General features: G+C 64.9%; 23 protein-coding genes. 19 read left to right on the top strand and 4 right to left on the bottom strand.

All coding sequences use genetic code 11. From position 1 onward, the window contains the following. Position 1 precedes the first annotated feature (1 nt). The 12 genes from FND50_RS05800 (at position 2) to FND50_RS05745 (ending at position 13,075) form a co-directional block, all read left to right on the top strand. Positions 2-1,165, top strand: a complete 1,164-nt coding sequence (locus FND50_RS05800) for an MCE family protein (protein ID WP_144285085.1) — start codon at positions 2-4, stop codon at positions 1,163-1,165. Beyond that, on the top strand, positions 1,165-2,172 hold the full coding sequence (locus FND50_RS05795) for an MCE family protein (RefSeq protein WP_144285084.1): 1,008 nt from the start codon (positions 1,165-1,167) through the stop codon (positions 2,170-2,172). Before FND50_RS05800 ends, FND50_RS05795 begins: the two co-directional genes overlap by 1 nt. Then, a complete protein-coding gene (locus tag FND50_RS05790) occupies positions 2,172-3,173 on the top strand; it encodes an MCE family protein (RefSeq protein ID WP_144285083.1) in 1,002 nt (333 codons plus the stop codon). The genes FND50_RS05795 and FND50_RS05790 overlap by 1 nt, the downstream gene beginning before the upstream one ends. Continuing rightward, positions 3,173-4,387, top strand: coding sequence for an MCE family protein (locus tag FND50_RS05785; RefSeq protein WP_144285082.1), 1,215 nt, complete (start codon positions 3,173-3,175; stop codon positions 4,385-4,387). Before FND50_RS05790 ends, FND50_RS05785 begins: the two co-directional genes overlap by 1 nt. After that, the gene (locus FND50_RS05780; protein WP_144285081.1) at positions 4,384-5,523 is read left to right on the top strand and encodes an MCE family protein; all 1,140 of its coding nucleotides are present in this window, start codon (positions 4,384-4,386) and stop codon (positions 5,521-5,523) included. Before FND50_RS05785 ends, FND50_RS05780 begins: the two co-directional genes overlap by 4 nt. Beyond that, a complete protein-coding gene (locus FND50_RS05775) occupies positions 5,523-7,007 on the top strand; it encodes an MCE family protein (protein ID WP_144285080.1) in 1,485 nt (494 codons plus the stop codon). The genes FND50_RS05780 and FND50_RS05775 overlap by 1 nt, the downstream gene beginning before the upstream one ends. Further along, positions 6,983-7,564: a hypothetical protein gene (locus FND50_RS05770; RefSeq protein WP_144285079.1), complete on the top strand. Its 582-nt coding sequence runs from the start codon at positions 6,983-6,985 to the stop codon at positions 7,562-7,564. Before FND50_RS05775 ends, FND50_RS05770 begins: the two co-directional genes overlap by 25 nt. After that, positions 7,561-8,091, top strand: a complete 531-nt coding sequence (locus tag FND50_RS05765; RefSeq protein ID WP_144285078.1) for a hypothetical protein — start codon at positions 7,561-7,563, stop codon at positions 8,089-8,091. Before FND50_RS05770 ends, FND50_RS05765 begins: the two co-directional genes overlap by 4 nt. A gap of 56 nt (positions 8,092-8,147) precedes the next feature. Then, positions 8,148-9,185 (top strand): ABC transporter ATP-binding protein, encoded by a 1,038-nt coding sequence (locus FND50_RS05760; protein WP_144285077.1) that lies wholly within the window; start codon positions 8,148-8,150, stop codon positions 9,183-9,185. Positions 9,186-9,251: 66 nt separating this feature from the next. Then, positions 9,252-10,697, top strand: coding sequence for an aldehyde dehydrogenase (locus tag FND50_RS05755; RefSeq protein WP_144285076.1), 1,446 nt, complete (start codon positions 9,252-9,254; stop codon positions 10,695-10,697). A gap of 201 nt (positions 10,698-10,898) precedes the next feature. After that, a complete protein-coding gene (locus FND50_RS05750) occupies positions 10,899-12,566 on the top strand; it encodes an AMP-binding protein (protein ID WP_144285075.1) in 1,668 nt (555 codons plus the stop codon). Between the two features lie 188 nt (positions 12,567-12,754). After that, a complete protein-coding gene (locus tag FND50_RS05745; RefSeq protein WP_144285074.1) occupies positions 12,755-13,075 on the top strand; it encodes a 2Fe-2S iron-sulfur cluster-binding protein in 321 nt (106 codons plus the stop codon). 1 nt (position 13,076) lies between these two features. On the opposite strand, the gene FND50_RS37555 is transcribed toward FND50_RS05745, so the two are convergent. Further along, entirely contained in the window at positions 13,077-14,261 is a 1,185-nt protein-coding gene (locus FND50_RS37555; protein WP_144285073.1) for a response regulator transcription factor, read from the bottom strand. A 13-nt stretch (positions 14,262-14,274) separates the two neighbouring features. After that, positions 14,275-15,021: a response regulator transcription factor gene (locus FND50_RS37735; RefSeq protein ID WP_397494139.1), complete on the bottom strand. Its 747-nt coding sequence runs from the start codon at positions 15,019-15,021 to the stop codon at positions 14,275-14,277. Positions 15,022-15,114: 93 nt separating this feature from the next. Here FND50_RS37735 and FND50_RS36670 point away from each other — a divergent pair, with 93 nt between their 5' ends. The 5 genes from FND50_RS36670 (at position 15,115) to FND50_RS05715 (ending at position 19,447) form a co-directional block, all read left to right on the top strand. Then, entirely contained in the window at positions 15,115-15,396 is a 282-nt protein-coding gene (locus FND50_RS36670; RefSeq protein ID WP_260850920.1) for a hypothetical protein, read from the top strand. A gap of 286 nt (positions 15,397-15,682) precedes the next feature. Continuing rightward, a complete protein-coding gene (locus FND50_RS05730) occupies positions 15,683-16,663 on the top strand; it encodes a zinc-binding dehydrogenase (protein ID WP_144285071.1) in 981 nt (326 codons plus the stop codon). Positions 16,664-16,718: 55 nt separating this feature from the next. Next, a complete protein-coding gene (locus tag FND50_RS05725; RefSeq protein ID WP_144285070.1) occupies positions 16,719-17,249 on the top strand; it encodes a MarR family winged helix-turn-helix transcriptional regulator in 531 nt (176 codons plus the stop codon). A gap of 219 nt (positions 17,250-17,468) precedes the next feature. Continuing rightward, complete coding sequence (locus FND50_RS05720; protein ID WP_144285069.1) at positions 17,469-18,623, top strand: acyl-CoA dehydrogenase family protein; 1,155 nt, start codon at positions 17,469-17,471, stop codon at positions 18,621-18,623. A 26-nt stretch (positions 18,624-18,649) separates the two neighbouring features. After that, a complete protein-coding gene (locus tag FND50_RS05715; protein WP_144285068.1) occupies positions 18,650-19,447 on the top strand; it encodes an SDR family NAD(P)-dependent oxidoreductase in 798 nt (265 codons plus the stop codon). Positions 19,448-19,519: 72 nt separating this feature from the next. Here the strand turns inward: FND50_RS05715 and FND50_RS05710 are convergent, their stop codons facing one another. Together FND50_RS05710 and FND50_RS05705 are read right to left on the bottom strand one after the other, a co-directional pair. Then, the gene (locus FND50_RS05710; RefSeq protein WP_144285067.1) at positions 19,520-20,581 is read right to left on the bottom strand and encodes an extradiol ring-cleavage dioxygenase; all 1,062 of its coding nucleotides are present in this window, start codon (positions 20,579-20,581) and stop codon (positions 19,520-19,522) included. A 120-nt stretch (positions 20,582-20,701) separates the two neighbouring features. Beyond that, positions 20,702-21,508, bottom strand: a complete 807-nt coding sequence (locus tag FND50_RS05705) for an IclR family transcriptional regulator (protein ID WP_260850919.1) — start codon at positions 21,506-21,508, stop codon at positions 20,702-20,704. A 213-nt stretch (positions 21,509-21,721) separates the two neighbouring features. On the opposite strand from FND50_RS05705, the gene FND50_RS05700 reads away from it, so the two are divergent. Beyond that, positions 21,722-22,804, top strand: a complete 1,083-nt coding sequence (locus tag FND50_RS05700; protein WP_260850918.1) for an amidohydrolase family protein — start codon at positions 21,722-21,724, stop codon at positions 22,802-22,804. Next, the gene (locus FND50_RS05695) at positions 22,791-23,774 is read left to right on the top strand and encodes an alpha/beta fold hydrolase (protein WP_144285065.1); all 984 of its coding nucleotides are present in this window, start codon (positions 22,791-22,793) and stop codon (positions 23,772-23,774) included. The genes FND50_RS05700 and FND50_RS05695 overlap by 14 nt, the downstream gene beginning before the upstream one ends. Positions 23,775-23,828 lie beyond the last annotated feature (54 nt).

Here is a 23,828-nt window from a genome sequence, read left to right as displayed (position 1 = left end):
CATGGGTGGCCATATCGAAGAGCGAAGCCGCCTGGTGTACGTGCTCCTGGGTATGTGTCTGGTGACGCTGTTCGCGATCGCGACGGCGGTATCCGTCGGCATCTATCGCGGATCGTTCGCCTCGACCGTCCCGGTGACGTTGTATTCGGCGCGGTCTGGTCTCATGCTCGAACCCGGATCCGATATCAAGATGAGAGATGTCGTCGTCGGCCGGGTCTCGAAGGTGCAGTTGGTGGACGACCAGGCTGAGATCACGATGGACATCGACGAGAGCCGGACGTCGGCGATCCCGGAGAACATCACGGCTGTGATCGATCCGACCACGTTGTTCGGCCGCAAGTTCGTCACCCTCGTGCAGCCGGAGCATCCCTCGGCGACCACTGTGTCGGCGGGTTCGGTGGTTCGGGCCACCGGTGTGGCCACGGAGGTGAACGACCTCCTCGACTCGCTGGTGACGGTGCTGCGCACTGTGGAGCCGCAGAAGGTCAACGCGACGTTGAGTGCGTTGTCCACGTCGCTGCAGGGCCGCGGCGACCAACTCGGCGACATGATGGTCGAGCTCGACGCGTACCTGTCCGAGTTCAACGGCAGCCTTCCCACGTTGCAGCGCGATCTGGTCAAGGGTGCGGAGGTCTCCGACGTCCTCGCCGACGCCGCTCCGGACCTCCTTCGGACCGTCGACCACGTCAGCACCACCGGCGACGCGGTGACCGATCGCGAGCAGCAGTTGAGCGCATTCCTGCTCAGCTTCAGCGGCTTCGGCAACAGCGGACGGAGTTTCTTCGAGGCCTCCGGTGACCCGTGGGAGAAGTCGTTGGATGCGCTGGAGCCGACGACCACACTGCTCGCGCAGAATGCGCCGATGTACCCGTGCTTCCTTGCGAGCATGGACCAGACCAACAAATATCTCGAGCGCACCGTCGGCGGCAGTGATCAGGCCGGGTTGAACATCCTCGGCACCCTGTTGATGGGTGATCCGCCGTACACGTACCCGGAGAACGCGCCGAAGAACGGTGCGGACGGCGCACCGCGGTGTTACGACCCCGCGCAGGCACCGGGACACACCGATTTCGACGACGGCAGCCATGCCTACGCACCGGCCCGTGGGGTCGAGGATCTGATCGGTAACCCGTTTGCACAGTTCATGTTCGGAGGTGGGCGTTGATGACGAAGGCACCCGGAATCAAATTGCTGATCTTCGTCCTGGTCACCTCGTTGACCGGCTTCGGTGTGGCGACGGTGGTGGGCAACATGCGCTTCGGCAGCACGAACACCTACCAGGCCGTCTTCGCGAACGCGTCCGGCCTGGGCAACGGCGAGGACGTCAAGGTCGGCGGTGTGCCGATGGGCAAGGTGAAAGGGGTCGAGTTGGCCGCGGACGGCACCGCGGTGGTGTCGTTCTCCCTGTCCACCGAGCGCCCTCTGACGGAGGGGACCACGGCACGGATCAAGTACAAGAACCTGATCGGTGACCGTTACGTGGAGTTGTCGAACGGACCGGGTGCCATCGGTGCGCTCGACGGCCCGATTCCACTCCAGCAGACCACCCCCGCACTCGACCTCGACCAGGTGGTCAACGGGTTCCGGCCTCTCCTGCAGGGGCTCGACCCCGATCAGACCAATCAACTGTCCGCCTCCCTGATCGAGGTACTCAACGGCCAGGAGGCGAGCATCGGGCGTCTGGTGAGTCAGATCGGGTCCTCGAGCAACACGCTGGCGGACCGGGACCAGGCGATCGGTCAGGTGGTGAGCAACTTCAACACCGTCGTCGGGACCGTGAACAATCGCGGTGACCAGTTTTCGACGCTCATCGATCAGCTTCAGCGGCTGGTCGCGGGCCTCGACGGTGACCGTGATCTGATCACCAACTCCCTGGTGAACATCGACCACGTCACCGACAGTCTCGCGAGTGTGCTCGACCAGAACCGGCCGGCGATCGCGCAGGACGTGGTCGCGTTGGGTGATCTCGCGGGCAACCTCAACGCCAACACCGACACCCTGAACATGGTGCTCTCCACATTGCCCGAGAACTACCGCCTCATCAGCCGCGTCGCGGGCTACGGCAGTTTCGTGAACTTCTTCGTCTGCGGTCTCGCGATCAAGTACGCGTCCGGGCCGGGCCCCGGCGGCGTCACACCGATGTTCAAGGCCCCCGCAGAAAGGTGCCAGTGATGGCTCAGAAGTCCTTCCTCGAGCGGGATGCGTTCCGCATGGGACTGATTGGAACAGCCGTCCTGATCGGGGTCCTCTTCCTTGCGCTCAACTTCAAGTCCATCCCCGGTATCAGCGGGGCCACTACCTACCATGCCGAGTTCGCCGATGCCAGTGGCCTCGCCGTCGGTGACACCACGCAAATCGCCGGCGTGAAAGTCGGTGAGGTGAAGAAGCTTTCGATCAGTGACGGAAAGGTCGACGTCGAGTTCGATGTCGACAGTGGTGCGGTCGGGCTCGGTGACGACACGACGGCAGCGATCAAGGTCGAAACTGCTCTCGGTCGGCGGTACGTGGAGATCACACCGGGGCGTCACGGCGAACTCGCCGAAGACTCGACCATCCCCCTGGCGCAGACCAGCTCCGGATATGACATCACCCGAGCGCTCGAGGAAGTCACCGACAAGGTGTCCGAGACCGACACCGTCAACCTGTCCGGCGCACTCGAGCAGGTCTCCTCGGTCGAAGACGAGCTTCCGCCGGATCTGCAGTCCTCTCTCGACGGCCTGTCCCGCCTGTCCGAGACGGTATCGAGCCGGGACGAGGAACTGCGTCGGTTGCTCGCGGGTGCGGCCGACGTGTCCAAGATCCTCGCGGATCGGGACGGCCAGGTCTCCGCACTGTTCGGCCAAGGCCAGTCGCTCTTCGCCGCGCTGAACAACCGGGCAGACACCATCCATCACGTCCTCGTGCAGTCCCGTCAGGTGGCCGATGCCCTCACCGGGCTGTCCCGCGACAACTCGGCAACACTCGGACCCACTCTCGATCAGATGAAGACTCTGGTGGCCACATTGAACAGCAATTACGACAACATCAACGCGTCGCTCACCGGCCTCGAACGGTTCGCGAGGCAGGTCGGTGAGGCGGTGGGCAGCGGACCGTTCTTCGGGGTGCTGCTGCACAACATCGTCCCGGCCAATCTCTCCGGGCAGCTTCCCGGAAGCTTCGGGGGGCCGCGCTGATGGCATCGGTACGTGAGATGACACGGGCACTGCCTGCAAGACTGCTCGCCGTGGTGATCGCGGTCGCCCTCGTCGGGTTGCTGACCGCCGCCTGGATCGAAAACCACTCCGTCAACCACGTCACGGCCTACTTCCGGAACACCACCGGCATGTACGTCGGAGACCGCGTGATGATTCTCGGCGTCGAGGTCGGCCGCATCACGACGATCGAACCGGACGGCGAACGGGTTCGGGTGGAATTCGATTACGACAACGAGTACGACGTCCCCGCCGACGCGAAGGCCGCGGTGGTCGCGCCCACCCTGGTGACCGGCCGCTACATCCAGCTGGCACCGGCGTACTCGGGTGGACCGACCCTGTCGGACGGCGACGAGATTCCCCTCGATCGGACCGCCGTCCCGGTGGAGTTCGACGAGATCAAGAAGCAGGTGGTCAAGCTCAGCGAGGATGCGGGCCGCACCCCGGAGCACCCGGACGGTTCACTCAATCGCTTCGTGAGCAGCACCGCCCACACCCTGGATGGAACGGGTACCGCACTGCACGATTCCCTCACCCACCTCTCCGACGCCGCCACCACACTGAATGCGAGCGGCGAGGATCTGTTCGGCACCGTCGAGAACCTGCAGAAGTTCACTTCCGCCCTCGCCGTCAGCGACCAGCAGATTCGGGCGTTCAGTGGTGAACTGGCGAACGTGTCGGGGCTGCTCAACGCCAACCGGACCGAGCTCGACGCACTGCTCAGCAGCATGCTGACCACGTTCCAGGAAGTAACGAAGTTCGTCGAGGACAACCGTGGGGCACTGGTCGAGAATACCGGGCAGCTCGAAACCATCACCCGGTTGCTCGTCGATCGGCAGGACACCCTGATGTCGATCCTGCACGCCGGACCGACGGCGCTGTCGGACTTTTACAACATCTACGATGCCGACGCCAACTCCCTGACGGGCGCCCTCGCCGTGCCCGAGATGCCGGACCCACGCTCGCTCATCTGCGCGCTCTTGACCACGGTCGACGCACCCGCGAATGAATGTGCTACGGCTGCAGGTGCTTTTGCCGCGCCGCTGGCCAATGCCGCCGTGCAACAGGCAACGTCAGCACCCGTCGCCAATCCGACTCCGCCGGCAGGCGCGCCGGGATCCCCCGGCCCGAGTGATCCCGTCGCCTCCATCACCCAGAGTCTGCAGAACCTCATTCTTCCGGAGGGACCACGATGACAACCACATTGCGCAGGTCGGCGCTCACCGCGACCATGCTCGTCGGAGTCGTGGCCGCGGCGGCCGGGTGCCGATTCGACGGAATCAATTCGATCGGACTGCCCGGCAACGCGGTCGGAGGTGACGCACACGAGGTGACGGTCGAGCTGGCGGACATCCAGAACCTGGTGGGCAACTCGCCGGTGAAGGCCAACAACGTCATCGTGGGGAACATCAGCCACATCGCCGGTGACAACTGGGGCGCCGAACTGACACTCGAAATCGATCCCGACGCCGAGATCCCGGCGAACGTCAGCGCCAAACTCGCGCAAACCAGCGTGCTCGGCTCCCAGTACCTCGAGCTGACGGTGCCACCCGGTGTCGAGGCAGTCGGCGCACTCGCCGACGGCGACGTGATCCCCCTCGACCGCACCAGTCAGTACCCGTCGACCGAAGAGGTGCTCTCGGCGCTGGCCCTCGTGCTCAACGGCAGTGGTTTGCAACAGATCCGCACCGTGACGTCCGAACTCAACCGCGTTCTGGGCGGCCGCGAGGAATCACTCCGCAGCCTCTTCGGCAACCTCGAAGAGTTCGTCGGCGGAGTCGACCAACAGCGCGACGACATCGTCCGCGCGATCGACGGGCTCGACCGCCTCGGCGCGGAACTCGCCAGCCAGAATCAGACGATCGACCGAGGGATCACCTCGATCCAGCCGGCGATGGCGATCCTCGACGAGCAGCAGAAGCAACTCACCACGATGCTGAACGACGTCGGACGGTTCGGGGAGGTCGCCACGAAGGTACTCGAGAGCAGCCGCGACGATCTCGACGCGAATCTGCGGTCGCTGCAGCCGGTGCTCTCACAGCTCGCCGCGGCCGGTGATCACCTGCCAGAAGCATTGAAGATCGCTGGAACCATACCGTTCCCGGTGACCACTACTCAGCGCGCCATCAAGGGTGACTACATGAATCTCTTCCTCACCCTCGACGTCAGCGCCGAGACGGTTGGCGGAAAGGTTCTCGGCAGCATTCCTCTCGACGAGTTGGCGGGACTGAACCCGGCTCGCCAAGCAGTGAATCCGCTGTTGGCACCCACCGGTGCAACGACATCCGGCGGGCCCGCATCGTCCGCACCGCAGAACGGAGCACCGCGCTGATGAGATCGAAACTCGTTCGCTTCCAGCTCATCGTCTTCAGTGTGGTGGCAGTTCTCGCCGTCGGCAACGCCGCGGTCAACTACCTCGGGCTCGAGCGCGTCACGGGGATCGGCATGTACACGATCACGGCGGAGTTCGACCGCGCCGGAGGACTCTATGTGAACTCCCTGGTGACGTACCGCGGCGTCGACGTCGGCGTCGTGAAGTCGATCGACGTTCGCCCTGATCGGGCGTCCGCGGAACTGTTGCTCGATTCGGACTTCGCTGTTCCGGCGAACAGCCAGGCATTCGTCCGCAGCGTCTCGGCCATCGGCGAGCAGTATCTGGACATCGTTCCGGCGTCCTCCGAAGGACCCTTCCTCGCGGACGGTGACGTGATCACCGAGCAGCACACCGAGATCCCGGTACCCGCCTCCGAGGTCGTCGACAAGGTGAACATGCTCCTCTCGGAGCTGCCCAAGGACGACCTCCGAGTCACCGTCGACGAGGCCTACACCGCGTTCAACGGTGCGGGACCGGCCCTGTCGCGGCTCATCGACTCGTCCCGCCCCCTGATCGAACTCGCGCAGGCGAAGATCGGCTCCACGCGGACCCTGCTCGATGACGCCGAGCCGGTCCTCGACGCCGCTGCCGACTCCCGCGCCGACATCGCGAGCTTCTCCCGCAACCTGTCGTCGTTTTCCGAGCAACTGGTGATGAGCGACGCTCAGGTTCGCGGCGTCCTCGACAACGGCTCCCAGTTCTTCGACACGGTCAGCGGCACCTTCGACGACGTCCGCCCCACCGTTCCGCTGCTACTGGCGAATCTCCAGACCGTGGGTGAGGTGGCACGGGTCAACATTCCCGGGATACAGCAGATCCTGGTGATCTACCCGGCGGTGTCCGCGTCGATCAACTACATGCACCGCGGAGTCCAAACCGACGACCGGGTGTACGGCCAGGGCGCCCTGGACGTCAAACTCGGCAACTCCGCGAACCCGCTCCCCTGCACCGAGGGCTACCAGGAAACGCAGCGCCGCGACCCCAGCGACGTCAGCTCGGCTCCGGCGCCGGAAAATTCCTACTGCAAGCTCCCGCAGGCAGATCCGCGGGTCGCACGAGGGGTACGGAACATCCCCTGCGCGACGAATCCCGCGGTGCGGACCGCCGAGATCGCGAATTGCCCCGGCGGCCTGCCGTCCACCTGGCCGGAAATGCTGGCCCGGCCCGGCCAACCGTATGCGCCCCCGTCAACCGACACCGGCGCACCGAACACGGGACCGATCGCGAGCCTGCCGACTCCCGAAATTCCCGAACCTCTGACCGTCGCACCGGCTTCATGGACGCCCCCGCAGGCGATTGTTCCCGACGGCACCACCAGCGTCCCGTATGACCCGATCACCGGGAACTTCCGGGCACCGAACGGCGATCTGTACTCGATCGCCAGCGTTTCAGCACCACAGCAAGAGGAGGAATTGACATGGCAGGCACTACTGCTCCGGTAGAGGTCGAACCGGACCTCGATCACGCCGGAAACGATGCCGCGGCCGCGACAGCCGACTCCGAGGTGCGTAAAAGTACCCGAGGGTTCATCGCGACGATGGCGGCAATCGCACTCGTCGCCCTCGCCGCCCTTGTCGTCGGCGGCGTCTCGTGGACGAACCTGCGAGCGGAGCAAGCAGCACAGTCACGAGACGAACAGATACTGGAGACGGCCCGCCAAGTGGTCGTCAATCTGGTCACGCTGAGGCATCAAAGTGTGGACGAGGACATCCAGCGCGTCGCCGACGGCACCACCGGGCCGTTCCGGGACCAGTTCACCAGTGCGTCCGGCAGCTTCGGTGACGTGCTGAACCAGGGCCAGGTGGAGTCGACCGGCGAAGTGAAGGAAGCCGGCCTGGTCACGTCCGACGACGACCACGCAGTAGTCCTCGCCGCCGTGACCTCCACAGTGAAGAACACCGAGGCACCCGACGGCGAGATCCGCGTCTATCGCATGAAGGTTTCCCTCGATTCGGTGGACGGCAACTGGCTCGTCTCAGATGTGGAGTTCGTAGCATGAGAAACACCCTCGCCCGGATACCCGAAGCGGTCGCATCCTGGTCCTTCGCGCGGCGGCGGGCCACCCGATACCTCGCCGTGCTCCTCGCCGGCGGGCTCGTCGCGGCGGCCGTCGCCATCACACTCCAGGTGCACGACCACCACCAGGTCGACACCGCGCAGGGACAGGCGCGCGACCGCGCCACCCAACTGGTCGCCGACGTACTCTCGTACGACTTCAACACCATCGACGCCCACTTCGCCGACATCCTTCCCGGCCTCGGCGGCGACCTGCGCGGCCAGTTCGACAGCGTCGGCAAAGAGGTCATCATCCCGTCGGCGAAACAACGCCAGGTCGTGACGTCGGCGACCGTCGTCGAATCCTCTGTCGTCTCCGCGTCGGAAAACGCAGTGACGCTGCTGTTCTTCGTCAACCAGTCGACTACCAGCACCGACAGCGCCGCCCCGAAATTGGACGGAAGCCGCGTCCGAGTCGGCATGACCGAACAGGAGGGCGCGTGGGTCATGACGGAAATGACCCCGGTCTGACGAGTTCCCCGAAACATGGGGATCAGCCGATGTTTTCGCAATAGTAGGAGGTAGTCGTGGGTGTCGAGGTATCCGTCGAGGGACTGACCAAGTCGTTCGGCTCGCAGAAGATTTGGCAGGACGTCTCATTGACCCTTCCCGCCGGTGAGGTCAGTGCGTTGCTCGGGCCGTCGGGTACGGGTAAGTCGGTGTTCCTGAAGTCGCTGATCGGTCTGCTCCGCCCGGAGCAGGGGTCGATCGTGATCGACGGCACCAACATTCTCGAGTGCTCGTCCAAGGAGCTGTACGAGATCCGGAAGCTGTTCGGGGTGCTGTTCCAGGACGGCGCGTTGTTCGGGTCGATGAACCTGTTCGACAACGTGGCGTTTCCGCTACGCGAACACACGAAGAAGTCCGAGTCCGAGATCCGCAAGATCGTGATGGAGAAGATGGAGCTCGTCGGTCTGCTCGGGGCCGAGGACAAGCTGCCCGGCGAGATCTCCGGCGGCATGCGCAAGCGCGCGGGTCTGGCCCGGGCCCTGGTGCTGGACCCGCAGATCATCCTCGTCGACGAACCCGACTCCGGTCTGGATCCCGTCCGCACCACCTACATCTCCCAGACGCTGATCGACATCAACGCCGAAATCGACGCGACGATCCTGATCGTCTCGCACAACATCAACCTCGCCCGCACGGTCCCGGACAACATCGGCATGCTCTTCCGCCGGAAACTGGTGATGTTCGGACCCCGCGAGGTGCTGCTCACCTCGGACGAACCGGTGGTCAAGCAGTTCCTCAACGGCACCATGATCGGCCCGATCGGCATGTCCGAGGAGAAGGACGAGGCCACCATGGCCGCCGAACAGGCCATGGTGGACGCCGGCCACCACGCCGGCGGGGTCGACGACGTCGAGGGCATCGTCCCGCAGATGAAGGCCACCCCGGGCATGCCGTTCCGGCAGGCGGTCGCCCGCCGCCAGGAACGCGTCCGCGAGATCATGCACACCCTGCCCGAGAGCGCCCAGATCGCGATCCAGGAAAGCTTCGAGGAGGGCTTCGGGACCTACGACACCGAGGAATTCCCGCTGTACGAAGAACCCCTCGAATCCGTGTAATCCACCGTCCCAGCCAACGACTCGCAAGAAGAGCAACACAACTCAGATCAACGAGAGGAACCCGTCATGACGACGAACAACAACGCCTTCTTCATCGGAGGCGAGTGGCACGCGCCCACTTCCAGTGGCGTGATCACGGTCGTGTCACCCAACGACGAGCAGGTGGTCGGTCACGCCCCCGACGGCGCCGAGGCCGATATGGACGCCGCTGTCGATGCGGCGCGCCAGGCCTTCGACGATCCCACCGGCTGGTCGCAGTGGGAGCCGTCGCGGCGAGCGGCGGCACTGAAGCGCCTCGCTGATGCGCTCGACAAGCGCGCACCCCAGATGGTCCAGGCTGTGAGCTCGCAGAACGGCATGCCCGTCGCCGTCGCCGAAAAGCTGGAAGCGGTCTTCCCTCAGATCCTGCTCCGCTATTACGCGGGCATGATCGAGAACGACGGATTCGAGGAAACGCGTCCGGGCCTGCTGGGCGGGTCGACCCTCGTGACCAAGGCCCCGATCGGTGTGGTCGGCGCTATCGTTCCGTGGAACTTCCCGCAGGCGCTCGCCGCATTCAAGTATGCGCCGGCCCTCGCTGCCGGGTGCACGATCGTCATCAAGCCGTCCCCCGAAACAGTGCTCGACAGCTACGTCCTCGCCGAGGCGATCGAAGAGGCGGACCTTCCGGCCGGCGTGATCAACATCGTTCCCGGCGGCCGCGAACTGGGCGCGTACCTGGTCTCGCACCCCGGCATCGACAAGGTGGCGTTCACCGGGTCGTCTGCTGCCGGCCGCAACATCGCCGAGGCCTGCGGTCGCCTGCTCCGGCCGGTCACACTGGAACTGGGTGGCAAGTCGGCGGCCATCATCCTCGACGACGCGAACCTGGATCTCGCCACCGTCGGGGAGCAGTTGTTCGGCGCGACCATGTTGAACAACGGGCAGGTCTGCTACCTCGGCACCCGCGTGCTCGCACCGCAGTCGCGTTACCAGGAAGTGGTCGACACGTTCAGCGCTCTGGCCGGGTCGCTGACCGTGGGAAGTTCCCTCGACCCCGCCACGATGATCGGCCCCATGGCGAGCGCCCGGCAACGCGACCGCGTGGAGTCCTACATCGCGAAGGGCAAGGGCGACGGCGCCCGCATCACAGTCGGCGGCGGACGCCCCGCAGACCTCGAAAAGGGATGGTTCGTCGAGCCGACCATCTTCGCTGACGTGGACAACAACTACACCATCGCCCAAGAGGAGATCTTCGGCCCGGTGCTCTCGATCATCTCGTACCGCGACGACGAGGAGGCGGTCCGCATCGCGAACGACAGCGACTTCGGGCTCGGTGGCACCGTCTTCACGGCCGATCACGACCACGGGGTCGCCGTCGCCCGGCGCGTCCAGACGGGAACGATCGGGATAAACGGCTACCTTCCCGATCCCACGGCACCCTTCGGTGGTGTCAAAGCAAGCGGCCTCGGCCGTGAACTGGGCCCGGAAGCACTCTCCGCCTACCTCGTGCAGAAGTCGATCTACCTGTGAAACCCGGGTGCGGGTGCGGCACACGCGCCGTACCCGCACCCTCCACGGAGCACTCATCCCGACGGGGTATTTCCCTCATCCCGGAGGAGGAGAAGACGTCCGTTTCATACCTTTTTCCCACCCCGGTCGACATTATGGTTAGACCAATCACTCCGGCCTGTCTCCTGTCGAGGAGAGGCACCTGAAAGCAAGGATCCGCGCATGGATGTCATGGAACACGCGGGAGCCATTCTCCCCGAGGACCGCTACAGTGCGAGCACCCTCGAGGCGTTCCGATCGAACGGCTATTGGCGCGACGAGAGCCTGGCCGAGCACGTGGATCGCTGGGCGACTATCGATCCGGACTTCGTGGCTGTCACCGACGGCTACGGGTCACTCACCCGAGGCGAGCTGCGGGCGCAGGCGTACCGCCTCGCGGCGGCACTGAAGAAGCTCGGCGTCGACAGCGGCGACCGCGTCCAGGTCCAGTTGCCGAACTGGAACGAATTCGTCGTCATCTACGTGGCGCTCGCCAGGATCGGCGCCGTACTGGTACCGACGATGCCGGTGTACCGGCACGACGAGGTCCGGTACGTTCTCGAGCACTCCGGCGCCAAGATCTCCTTCGTCACAGAGGAATTCCGGAAATTCCGGTACACCGACATGCTGGCCGAGGTCCGCCCGGAGGTGCCCGGACTCGAGCATGTCGTCGTCGTGCGCGGAGCAGCGGGGGCAGACGAGATCGCGTTCGATTCACTCACCGCCGGCCACCACGTCCCCGGTGACGACGAACTCGGGCCGCCACCGTCCGCCGATGCGGCCCACGCCATCATCTACACGTCGGGAACCGAGTCGCGGCCGAAGGGCTGCCAGCACACTTTCAACACGCTCTCGTTCACCGTCTACGGACTCGGCGGGCACGTGATGGGCCTGAACCCGGACGATGTGATGTTCATGCCCTCCCCCGTCACGCATGCGACCGGACTCGCCGTGGGTGTTGCGGCACCGCTGATCCTCGGCAGCGGCATCCATCTCCTCGATGTGTGGGAACCGGGCGAGGCGCTCCGACGTATCGCGGAGTACAAGGCGACGATCAGCATGGCCGCAACACCGTTCCTCCAGATGGCCCTCGGTGCCCTCGATGCCGGCGCCGACCACGACGTCAGCACGATGCGAATGTGGGTCAGCGCCGGCGCTCCCATCCCGGAAATCCTTCTGAGGGAGTGGAAGAAAGCTTTGCCCGCCTGCACACTGCTCCCGGTGTACGGCAGCAGCGAGGGACTGCTGGTTACCGCTGTGCGCGCCGACGACCCTATCGAGAAAGTGCTTTCCTCCGACGGAAGGGCCTTCGACGGGGTCGAGCTCGAGATCCGCGACGAGGAGGGCGCCGTCGTGACGGCCGGTGAGGAAGGCCAGATGTTCTACGGTGGGCCAGGTATCTTCCTCGGCTACTGGCGCGATTCCGAGCGCACGGCGGCATCGATCGATAGTCGAGGCTTCCTCGCCTCGGGCGATCTGGGGCGGGTCGACGCAGAGGGTTATCTGCGAGTCACGGGACGAATCAAGGACCTGATCATCCGCGGCGGCATGAATATCTCCGCGCGTGAGGTGGAAGAACACCTTCTGGCACATCCGCGCATCACGGGCGCGGCCGCGGTGTCCATGCCGGATCCCCGCCTCGGCGAGAAGGTGTGTGCCTTCATCGAGGTGAACGGTCCCGCGCCGACCGTGGACGAGCTGGCCGATTTCCTCCGCAACGAGCGGAAGGCCATGGTGCAGAAGATTCCCGAGAAGGTGATCGTCGTCGATCAGCTTCCCACCACCGCCACCGGAAAGATTCAGAAGTTCTTGCTTCGCCAGCAGGCGGCCGAATTGACCGGCAACGAGTAAGGCCACCCGGCACTACCACGAGCAGGGGCTGTCGCAACGAGGTTGCGGCGGCCCCCGTTTCGTTCCCCCCGGCTCCCGGCGAAACAATCTCACCCCAAGGGCGTAGGAAGATCTCTCGTCGAGGTGACGTGTCACCGGCCGGCACAGGAGAGACTTGGATCACACGAGAGACCTCGAAAGGAACCGAAATGAGCAAGATCACCTACCTGCTGCCCGACGGAAGTGAGTCGACGATCGACGTCCCGACCGGCCAGAGCATCATGGACGGCTCGGTCCGCAACAACCTCCCGGGGATCATCGCCGAATGCGGTGGGAGTTGCTCGTGTGCAACGTGTCACGTCATTCTCGACGAGAACTCCACGACTATGTTCGACGAGGCGACCGACGAGGAGCGTGATCTGCTCGAATACCTCGAAGGGGTGCAGTCACATTCACGACTGTCGTGCCAATTGATCGTCAACGGGCAGTGTGACGGTGTCCGGGTCGTCGTACCGGACACCAACGGCTGACTCAGGTGGTGCGGCGCGACGAGGCGTCGGAGTCGGTCATCTCGAGGTACCGGTAGATCGCCTCCGACCGGTTCATCGCCCCCAGCTTCCGCAGGATCTTCTTGACATGTGATTTCACGGTGAAGACACTGATCACGAGTTCATCCGCAATTTCCGTGTTGGATTTTCCCGCCGCCAAGAGCTGGAAGACCTCGCCCTCGCGCCGGGTGAGTTCCTCGAGACCCGGTGCGCGGCAATCGGTAGGAAGTGACACCGACGACAACGACGCAGCACCGGCACCACTCGGCTTTCCGAAAGCGACTTCGGCGTTCGACAGTCCCTCCGCCTCACGACTTTCCTCGTGCAGCCGTTCGACGATCAACCGTTTCTGCTCGCTCAGCCGTTCGGAGACGAGCGCCCGCTCAAAGAGTGTCCCGAAGCTGCCCGCGAAAGCATCGAGAAGATCTCGCTCGGCGACACTCGGCTTTCGCTCGTCGGCGCGACACGCGTGAATCAGGCCGATTACCCCGGTGGAGACCGTAATCGGGGCCACGACATACCCACCGGCACCAAAGAGCGGGACAGCTGCGAAGGCGGTGGAGTTCCCCGTCGAAAGCTGCGGATTCGGCAGTACGAGGACTGCAGCGCGTTTCTGGACTGCCTCTTCCTCAGGCGACCCCGGCGCTATCGCTGTCGACGCCAGTGCACTGACGTCCGGCGCGGAGCCCTTCTCGAATTGTGTCTCCACGATCGTCCACGTGCTGTCGTGAACCTCCGAAAGCAGCACAAGGCCGAGGCCGGTCATCGCGGCGGCCTCGGAGCACACGCTCCTGGACAACCCGGCCACCGTTTCTGCACCGCGGAGACGTCGAACGGCACCTGCGAAGTCGGCGGCACCGACAACCCCGGACGAGGACGGCGCCGCGTGCAGACGGCGGCGGACATCTCGAATCTGGACGAGGAGCCGCCCGAGGGACACCTTTTTGTCCGCTGAGATCGACGACAGCCCGCGGAGTCCCGCTTCGGTCGCCTCGTCCAGCATGGCGAGCACGAGGCCCGGTGACGCCTGCCGTGTCTCCGTCGGCGCCTCCGGCCCGAAGCCGAATTCCTTCCGCAAGCGGACGAGAAGCGATGCGGCCGTCTTCAGGCCTTCGGCCTCGCCTCGCGACCGTGCCGAGTTCTGTGCCGGTGATTGGCCATTGTTCACGATGGCGTGCCCGTCAGCGTCGGTTCTGGTGGGAATAGAGCACCGCCGCCGCGGCTCGCGTAGGCACCCGCAGCTTCTTGAGGATGTGCTTGACGTGTGACTTCACGGTTCCCTCGGAAATCACGAGTGTCTGCGCAATCTGGTTGTTGGTGGCTCCGGTCGCGATGTGGGACAGGATCTCGCGCTCGCGGAACGTCAAGACCGCGTTGACCTCCACCGCACTGGTCTCCTCGACGATGCGTCGAGGGACGGAGGACCGCACATCCGGCTGGGGGCGCAGGCCCAGCTCCGTCTTCTGCATGCGTTCGAGCATGGAGTCGGTAGCGTCGAAGGAGGCCGCGAGTCGCGTCCTCTGCGCGCAGATTCGTTCCCGCAGTACCGCTTGCTCGTACACGAGGGCGAAGAATGTTGCGAACGCGTCCAATCGGTCGCGGTCGTCCGGGTCGAGCGAGTCCCGCACGCCAGGACGATCAGCATGTACGAGACCTATCACTCTTCCTTTGGAAACAATGGGTGCGGCGACATAGCTGGAGCAACGTGATGCGATCACGATCTCTTTGAACGTCCGGTCGTCGTCTGCCGGCGCCGGGACGAGGGCTGGCACTCGCCTGCGAACGAGTTCCGTCTCCAGCCGTGCCTCCGACAACGAAAATTCCGCGGAATCCACGAAGTACGAGAAATCCATCGGAGACCCGTCGAATTCGGGCTGTACGTGAAGTCTCTGCGGTCGCCACAGCGATCCACTGATCGCCGAGATCATGGCGCGCGCGAACGGGAGCGCAGAACAGATCGCCAAGGGTGCCGCCAGGACGATGTCATCGGACGCGAGATCCCGTAGCCCTGCCGCGGCGTCGTGGACGGCACGCAACTCGGCGGCACGGCTGATGGCCGCGCTCTCGGCGCACCGCTCCTGATGTTCTTCGATCCGGACGAGGAGGAAACATGCCTCCTCGATGTCGGCCTCGGCCAGGCGTCCTTCAGTCAGCGCGTCTCCGAGTTGATGTCGGGCTGCGGCGAGTGCGACGTAGGCATCATCGAAGCTGCAAGCACGGAAACCCGGCCCGAGGATCTTCGCTGCCAGTTCTACATACTCGTGCGCGTGCTGAACAAGGCCCTCGTCCCGCACTGCGACTGACTGCGCTGTCCGACTCATCACGCTCCGTAGTTCAGTTGCCTCACGACGCGGATTGCGTCGCAGGGCAGACGTTCCTCATCCGACAACCAGTATATGTGACCGCCATCACTAAACACGATTCGCGCGCCTGGGGCAAGGCGCGTCATACATGGAAGGGGTTGCCCAATAGCGTTGGGAGGGCGCGTGTTAGGGAGATCGCGCCAGGAACCATGCGCCCACCCGGCCGACGCAGTGCTCTTTGCTGAATCAATGTTACCATTCAAAAGGTACGACCGAAAGGATTTCTGTGGACGCCGTGGTTTTGCGAGAGTTCGGTGAGCCGGACGTCTTGAGGTTGGAGTCGATTCCCGATCCGGTTGCAAGCCCGGGCTGGGTGACTGTCCGACTGAAGGCCGCCGCGCTCAATTGGCACGACCTTCTCGTTCGCCAGGGCAAGTACTCGTCCCCACTGCCCCATGTCCTCGGCGCCGACGGCGCGGGTATCCGCACGGACACCGGCGAGGAGGTTCTCGTCCTCCCGTCGCTGTGGTGGGGCGACCGCGAGGCGGCCCCCGGTGCGCAGTGGGAGATCCTCGGCGACCACCAGCGCGGCACCTACGCCGAACTGGTCCGCGTCCCGGAGAACTGCGTCGCCCCGAAGCCTCGTGGACTCAGTTGGGAACAGTCGGCCGCCCTGCCCCTGGTCGGACTCACGACCTATCGCGCCCTCTTCACTCGCGGACGCCTCCGCGCCGGTGAGAATCTCCTCGTCCTGGGCGCCGGCGGTGGCGTCGCGACCATGGCCGTGATGCTGGCGTCCGCGGTGGGCGCGAACGTGACCGTCACCTCGTCCTCGGCGTCCAAGATCACGCAGGCCCAGGAACTCGGCGCGGCGAACGGCGTGCTCTACACCGACCCCGAGTGGCCGGAAGCCGCGCGAGCGCTCTCCCCGGACGGGCAGGGGTTCGATCTCGTCCTCGACTCCGTCGGGACGTGGGAACAGTCCATCGCAGCCCTGCGACCGGGTGGTCGACTGGTCGTGCTGGGGGCGTCGCGCAGCGAACTCGCCAGCCTCGACGTCCGGCCGTTCTACTTCGGCCAGTACGAACTGATCGGAACCACGATGGGCAGCCCAATGGATTTCGCCGGACTCCTGGCGCTGCTCGACGCGAAGGACGTCCCTCCGGTCCCCATCAGTGCCGTATTCCCGCTCGCGGAGGCCGCGGCCGCGCACAAGCATCTCGAGCAGGGAAGCGGGTTCGGCAAGGTCGTCCTGTCACACGGCTGAGAGCGGTGACTATCATCGATCGCAACGTGGTTCGGTGACGAGGAGAGGACGCGCAGTGGCGAGTGAACTGCCGGCGCCCGCCGACGACGATCGCGGTGATGTGGTCGACTGGATGCGCACCGAATGGGCGGCGTCGCGGGATTCCGCCGAACTGGAGTTCGCTACCACGATGGCGTTGCTGCGCACCCATCAATGGGTCGTCCGCGCCATGGACCGGGAGCTGCGCCCACTTCGTTTGTCGCGCAACGCCTACCTCATTCTCACGTCCCTACAGCTGTCCGACGAGCACACTCGGACGCTCGGCAAGTTGAGCAAATACCTCATGGTCCACCCCACCACGGTCTCGATGGCGATCGATCAACTCGTGAAGGCCGGCCTCGTCGAACGCCGCGCGCACACCACGGACCGCCGGACCGTTCTCGCCACACTGACGCCGGCAGGCATGGCCGTCGTCGAGGAAGCGAACGATCTTCTCGCCGGGGTTCGATTCGGCCTGGCGTCGGTCGACACCGAGACGCTCGAATCCCTGGTTGCACAACTGCAACTCGTCCGCCGCGCAGTCGGCGACGTCGAAACCGGGAACTGAGTCCAGCCGCTCTTCTCGGCTGACCGGTCGAGACCAACCACGCTTGCGTGGCGGAGTGAAACTACCTGGTGGGCACCTCTTGCCTCAGATGCTTTGGCGACCTACTATTCAAACCTAGAATACTTCTTACGGGCACGGAACGGACCGTCCGGCATCTCACCGCACGCCGCGTTACCTCCTCCCCGTCCCCAGCCGAGCAACGCACAGGAGCGCACTCCGATGGTTTCATTCGCATTCACCGACGAACACGAAGAGTTCCGAAAGACGCTCGCAGCGTTCAGCGATCGCGTCCTCCTCCCGGGTTACCGCGACCGCGCGGCATCGACCGAGTTCCCATTCGACATCCTGAAAAGACTCGGCGACCTCGGCCTGCTGGGGATCGGCCTGCCCGAACAGCACGGCGGCACCGGCACCGAAGACCCCGTCCTCCTCGGACTCGCGACCGAGACCCTGGCCTACGGCGACGTGAACATGGCATCGGCGCCCGTCCAGGTCGGGCTTGTCGCCTCCCAACTGGCGCTGTGCCGGGACGAGATTCAGGAGCGCTATCTCCCTCCCCTCATCAGCGGTGAGCAGACCATCGCCATCGCCCTGACCGAACCCGGGTCGGGGTCCGACGCCAGTGCACTGACCACCACCGCAACGGCGGTCGAAGGCGGGTGGCGCCTCAGCGGCGAGAAGACGGCCATCTCGTGGGCGATGAATGCCACGGCGGCCCTCGTCTATGCGCGTGAGCCCGGATCGAGTCGCGCGCGGGGTGTCAGTTGCTTCGTCGTGCCGCTCGACGCGGAAGGCGTCACCGTCAGCCACATGCCCGGCATGGGCTGCCTGCCGCTGGGCTGGGGAAGCATTCATCTGTCGGATGCCTTCATTCCCGAATCCCACCTCGTCGGTGAACTCGGCAGGGGATTCCACTCGGTCATGGACCACTTCGACTTCAGCCGTGCCGCCCTCGGCCTGATGTGCCTCGGTGCCGCGAAGCAGAGCCTGGAGGAAGCCGCCGCATACGCCCAGCAGCGCGAGACGTTCGGGCAGCCGCTCTCCGAGCACCAGGGACTCGCATTCCAATTCTCGGAACACGCAACATATCTGGAGGGTGCGCGCTGGATCTGCTACCGGGCGCTGTGGCTCCGGGAAACGGCCCAGCCGCACACTGCGCTGGCGTCGATGAGCAAGTGGTGGCCGCCCGTCGTGGCCAAGAACGCGATCGAGTTCGCCATGCGGGTGCACGGAAACCTCGGCTACTCCACGGAATCACCGCTCCAGCAGCGCTACCGCGACGTCACCGCTTACCTTGTCGCGGACGGCACCGCAGAGATCCAGAAGCGGATCATCGCGAAGGACATCTTCGCCCGCGGCACAGTTTCCCTCTGACATCACACTCTGACAGGAGTACACAAATGGGTACGCAAGACATCGCGCCGCCGAAGGAACTGAAGGAAAGCAGTGCGCTGATCGTAGGCGGCACGGCCGGGATCGGCCTAGCGACGGCTGTGGGACTGGCCGAGGCAGGGGCACCGCGCATCCTGATCGTCGGACGAGGAGCGGAACGCGGAGAGGCTGCCCGGGAGCACATCTCGACCGTCAACTCGGCGTGCGAGGTGACCTTCCTGTCCGCCGACGCGACCACCGTGGTGGGCGCCGCCCACATCGCCGCCGAGGCCGAACGAATTCTGGACGGCGTGGACATCCTGGTATCCACCACAGCCGCCGACGTCCGGCCGGAACTGTTCGCGAACATCCCCACCGACGACATCGCAAGGACATTCAACCAACTCGCGTTGCCATGCATGTATCTCGCGAGCGAGATCGTCCCTCACATGACGGCGAGGAGGGGTGGCGTGATCATCAACGTCGCCTCGGACGCGGGAAAGACCGCGACGCCGGGCGAATCCGTGATCGGGGCGGCGAAGGCGGCGATCATCATGTTCACTCGCACCCTCGCCATCGAAGCCAAGCGAAGCGGAATTCGCGCCAACGTCCTGACTCCCTCACTCGTCAACGGGACCGCGTCGACCGAGCGGATCACCTCCGACGGATTCAGCGGAAAACTGTTCGCCAAGGCAGCACAGCAGGCGCATCTCGGCGTTCCCGAATCCGAAGACCTGGGCGCCCTGGCCGTCTTCCTCGCCTCACCGGCCGCGCGTCGGCTCACCGGACAGGCGATCAGCGTGAACGGTGGCATCTCGGCGGCGTGAGCCCCCACCCCCACACGGAACATAGCAGTGGCCGGTGGTTCGAGAACCACCGGCCACGACCGTCGCACCCGGCTACGCATACACCGCAAAGGCCTTGTTGGAGTTGAAGACGTCGGTCACCACGAGGTCCGACCATTCCCGGCGCAGGCCGAGTTCCTCGACCGCACCGAGCATGCAGAACCAGTTCAGGATCTCGTGCTGGCCGGCGTCGACGACTTCTGCGCTGGTGTATTTGCGCATCGATGCGAAGTCGTCCTCGAGCAGGGCCTTGTAGATACGCATGTCGGCCTCGGTGTCGGGACGCATGTGCCACAGCTTGTCTGCCAGGAAGGCGTGGGACCAGCTGGAGGAGGCCACGAACGCCACCCTGAGGTCGCGGTCGCGGAAATGCTGCGCGACCGCGCGACCCACTTGAAAACACCGCGACGGCGTCGGGCCCGCCGGATCGAGCACCTCCGACTCGATATCGGCGAATCTGGCCAATCCGCCCTTTCGCGCGATGGCGTGCTGCCCATAGCAATTGACGGTCATCGGGATGAAGGGGTACGACATCTCCGCGCCGGCGTTCTCGTAGTCGAGGAATAGCTGTGTATTGAGGATGGCGTGCGGAAAATGCGCCCCGGCGCGTTTCCTGTACGAGTAGGCCATGTCGAATCCGCGCTCGATCATGCCGTCGGTGAGTTGTTTCGCACCCAGTGCGTCACCGTGCATCACGATCTCGAAGGCATCCGGCTTGCCCCAGAAGTTCGGGCTGCCCCGCTCGTTCATCACCTCGAAGGCGGGAACGTCGAGATCTTCGTAGGCGAGCACACAGAACGGTGGGACCACCTCCTCGCGGAAGTTCTCGTACTGGTCGTCGCCCCACACCACGACGACGTCGGGGGCGAACTCGTCGATCGCTTCACGCACCCGAGTCAGATTCGCCACCAGTTCCGCGCGATGTGCGGCTGCGGCGGCCGCTCCCCCGTCGTCCGACCATTCGTGGCGCATCCGGTCCGGCCAACGGGCCGGGTCCTTCTCCTCCGCCGGGATGTCCGGATCGGTGAGGGTCCATCGAAGCAGACCTGCCATGTGCTCGTCGGTTCCCGCCAACAGCGGGTAGTGGGTCATGCCGAGAGCGAGGAAGTCTCCCATTGGCCGTCCTTTCTGAGGTGACGCCTCGGGCGCCGTCACACGCGCCGGGCGGATCGCTCCCCCATCGTGTGACGTGTGCGTGCTCCACGCACAGCAAGTTCCACTGCCCGGAACGCGGTGTCAGTCGTCGAACGGAAACAGATCTCCCCTACCCTGGGCGAGCATCTGGGTGGTGTCACGGCAAATGCGGTGCGCAGTCAGTTTGACGGCGTTGATCACCGACTCCGACACCTGCTTCGACGAGTCGAATTGAACGGCGACAGCACCCATCGGCCGGCCTTTGATCAGGACGGGTGCAGCGATGTTGCCCAGTCCCAGAACCACACCATCCTTCTGGACGGCAACTCCCGACACCCGCACCTGCTTCAATTCTTCGCAAATCCGGACCGGGTCCGTGATGGACCTCGGCGTGATTCCGACGAGGGGGCCGGACAGCAGGTCGGTGAGCTCGTCTTCACGCAGGTAGGCCATCATCGCCCGGCCCATCGCGGACAGGTGCGCGGGGATCCGGGTGCCCACCTCCCCGATCGGCCGCACGTGATCCACGGCGAACAGCGCCTGCAACACGACGACCTCGTTGCCCCGGAGCACCCCGAAGTGCACGGATTCCTTCGACCACGCCTGCAACTGCGCAAGGTGCGGCAACGCCACCTCGCGCATTCCGTCCACCGGCATGGAAGAAACCAACTGCAGCAGCCGGATGCCGAGCCTGTACCCCGCACCGTGTTCCTCGATCACATCCAGCTCACCCAATCGCTGCAGCAACCTGTGGACCGTCGACTTGGGCAAGCCCGTCTTACGGCTGATCTGAGTCAGGGTCAGAACCCGATCACGCTCGTTGAACGCTCCGATGACCAAGAACGCCTTCGCCAGAATGGAGGGAGGCGTACTCTCCGCGCCACCGACGTCTTGCTTGTCTTCTGCCATGTGCACCATCCGGGCCTCCGCACTCTCCGCTCCGCCGACCCACGGGGAAACCCACTGTAACGGCGGTCACAACGTGCCGGTATTCAGGGTACGGGTTTCACCGCCCGGTTCCAGCCCCCGGAACATCCCCGGCGGCCACCGCGCGGAGGCCCCTAACGTTCCTCCAATCCGGCGCACCCGACGACGCGGGTGAGTCGGCGAAATGACGGATGCATGCGACAGGAGGCCCTCGTGGTTCCACCCGGCACCATCGATGTGCATGCGCACTACTTTCCCCGGGACGCGCCTCCCTCCGAGGTCATCGCAGCTTTCCCGCGAGCACCTCGATTGGTGGTCGACTCTCCGACAGAGGGACGGCTGGTCCGCGGGTCCGACAACTTCCGCGTCGTCCGGCGCCCGCTCTGGGACGTGCGGGCGCGCGTGGACGACATGGATCGTGCCGGTATCGGGGCGCAGGCGATCTCACCCGTTCCGGTCACACTGGAGTACGGCGCCGAACCACGACCGTTCGCCGCGTACTGCCGGTGGATCAACGAGTCCGTCGCCGGTGCGGTGGCGGAAAGTCATGGCAGACTCATCGGCATCGGAACCGTCCCCCTCGGGTCACCTTCCGACTGTCTGGCCGAACTACGGTATCTTTCCGAAGTTTTGGGTCTTCGCGGCGTCGAGATCGGCACGCGGGTCAATGGAATGGAGTTGGACGACCCGGCGCTGGCGTACTTCTTCGACGCCGTCGACAGCCTCGGGATCGCGGTACTGGTTCATCCCGTCGACGGCGGCGGTGGCGCGGTGCGCCGTTCCGGATTCACCTACGACTTCGGACTGGGGATGCCTTCCGACACCGCGTTGGCGGCCACGGCGCTCGTCTTCGGCGGGGTCCTGGACCGCCATCGAGGATTGCGCATCGCGATGGTCCACGGGTGCGGCACCTTCCCCTGGGCGTACCCGAGACTGCGCCTCGGCGCACAGATTACCGCCACCCACCTCTCCGAGGAGCTGGACCACCTCGTGTCCCGGCTGTATGCGGACACCTTGGTGTTCGATGCGGCGCACCTGCAGGTATTGGTGCATCGCTTCGGCCCGAACAGGGTGCTGCTCGGTAGCGATCACCCGTTCATCCCCGGTCAACCCGAAGACGGACTGGCGGACTTGGACTCTGCGGCACAGTATCTGCCGCCCGGAACGGTGCCGAGAATCCTCCGGGACAACGCACTCGAATTCCTCGGACTGTCCTCGGGCGCGCTCGTCACCGATCACTTCTCACCGATAAAGGAAGATCACTATGGCACTCACTGATGAAAACCTCGTCGACGTTCCCGGGCTCGCCAGCCGGTGGGTGCGGCTGGCGAACGGCGCTCGCGCGCATTACATGACTGCCGGCACGTCCGGCCCCGCCGTGATCCTGCTCCACGGCGGCCTACCCGGGTCGTCGGGTCTCGCGGGATGGCGCTTCATGGCCCCCTACCTCGGCGAGAACGGTTTTCGCGTCTACTGCCCCGACATGCCGGGCTTCGGCCTGTCGGACACGCGGGAAGAGTACTGGCCGGACGGCATGGAGAGCTTCGTCGACTACATCGACCAGTTCGCCACCGCGCTGTGCCTCGACGAGTTCCACCTCGCCGGAAACTCCATGGGCTGCATGAACACGGTCAACTACACGGTTGCGCACCCGGACAAGGTCAAGAGTTTCGTCCTGATCGCGGGAGACGTCGGCGACGTGGTCCCGGAGCACTTGACCCCGCCGGCAGGCGAGTTCCGTCTCACCGCCTACGACGGCACACGCGAGGGAATGCGCACGATGATGGAGGCGATCATCCATCGCGGCGAGGCGATCAGTGAGGATCTGATCGACATGCGTTACCTCTCCGCGAGGGACCGGATGGACGCGCACGCGAAGTTCTGGCCCACGCTGTTGCAGTACCGCCGGATCACAGACTGGACCGACGAGAATCGCGCCGCCCGTCTGGTCACCAAGGGGCGTCTGGACCGGTTGAGCACTCCCGGGCTCTACCTGTACGGCCGCCAGGACATCCTGACTCCGGTCGAGTGGGGATACGTCCAGGAAGACCACCTGCCCAATGTCCAGTTCTTCTATCCCGACGAGTGCGGCCACCAGGGTCAGACCGACCGGCCCGATCTGTTCAACCCGGTCTTCCTGGAGTTCTTCCGGGACGGGAAGGTGTCCGGAGATCTGGCCGATGCCGCCGGCGTCTCCGATCGTCGCCCCGAGCTGCCCTTGATCGATCGCTCCCTGGTCCCTGCCTGACCTCTCCACCGATGGCCGGCTCCGAATCTCAGGATTCGGCGTCGGCCTTTCGGC

The sequence above is a fragment of the Rhodococcus sp. WB9 genome, assembly GCF_007558985.1.
Taxonomy (GTDB): domain Bacteria; phylum Actinomycetota; class Actinomycetes; order Mycobacteriales; family Mycobacteriaceae; genus Rhodococcus_F; species Rhodococcus_F opacus.
Note: the sequence above shows the minus strand (reverse complement) of the source record. Positions and strands in the feature narration are given on the sequence as shown.

Coding starts and splice junctions, on each gene's coding strand:
- FND50_RS05750 (WP_144285075.1), top strand. CDS start 10,899: ATGGATGTCATGGAACACGCGGGAGCCATTCTCCCCGAGGACCGCTAC.
- FND50_RS05705 (WP_260850919.1), bottom strand. CDS start 21,508: ATGGCAGAAGACAAGCAAGACGTCGGTGGCGCGGAGAGTACGCCTCCC.
- FND50_RS05710 (WP_144285067.1), bottom strand. CDS start 20,581: ATGGGAGACTTCCTCGCTCTCGGCATGACCCACTACCCGCTGTTGGCG.
- FND50_RS05700 (WP_260850918.1), top strand. CDS start 21,722: ATGCGACAGGAGGCCCTCGTGGTTCCACCCGGCACCATCGATGTGCAT.
- FND50_RS05745 (WP_144285074.1), top strand. CDS start 12,755: ATGAGCAAGATCACCTACCTGCTGCCCGACGGAAGTGAGTCGACGATC.
- FND50_RS05790 (WP_144285083.1), top strand. CDS start 2,172: ATGGCTCAGAAGTCCTTCCTCGAGCGGGATGCGTTCCGCATGGGACTG.
- FND50_RS05695 (WP_144285065.1), top strand. CDS start 22,791: ATGGCACTCACTGATGAAAACCTCGTCGACGTTCCCGGGCTCGCCAGC.
- FND50_RS05720 (WP_144285069.1), top strand. CDS start 17,469: ATGGTTTCATTCGCATTCACCGACGAACACGAAGAGTTCCGAAAGACG.
- FND50_RS05785 (WP_144285082.1), top strand. CDS start 3,173: ATGGCATCGGTACGTGAGATGACACGGGCACTGCCTGCAAGACTGCTC.
- FND50_RS05795 (WP_144285084.1), top strand. CDS start 1,165: ATGACGAAGGCACCCGGAATCAAATTGCTGATCTTCGTCCTGGTCACC.
- FND50_RS05800 (WP_144285085.1), top strand. CDS start 2: ATGGGTGGCCATATCGAAGAGCGAAGCCGCCTGGTGTACGTGCTCCTG.
- FND50_RS05715 (WP_144285068.1), top strand. CDS start 18,650: ATGGGTACGCAAGACATCGCGCCGCCGAAGGAACTGAAGGAAAGCAGT.
- FND50_RS05765 (WP_144285078.1), top strand. CDS start 7,561: ATGAGAAACACCCTCGCCCGGATACCCGAAGCGGTCGCATCCTGGTCC.
- FND50_RS05755 (WP_144285076.1), top strand. CDS start 9,252: ATGACGACGAACAACAACGCCTTCTTCATCGGAGGCGAGTGGCACGCG.
- FND50_RS05770 (WP_144285079.1), top strand. CDS start 6,983: ATGGCAGGCACTACTGCTCCGGTAGAGGTCGAACCGGACCTCGATCAC.
- FND50_RS37735 (WP_397494139.1), bottom strand. CDS start 15,021: ATGATCTCGGCGATCAGTGGATCGCTGTGGCGACCGCAGAGACTTCAC.
- FND50_RS05775 (WP_144285080.1), top strand. CDS start 5,523: ATGAGATCGAAACTCGTTCGCTTCCAGCTCATCGTCTTCAGTGTGGTG.
- FND50_RS05780 (WP_144285081.1), top strand. CDS start 4,384: ATGACAACCACATTGCGCAGGTCGGCGCTCACCGCGACCATGCTCGTC.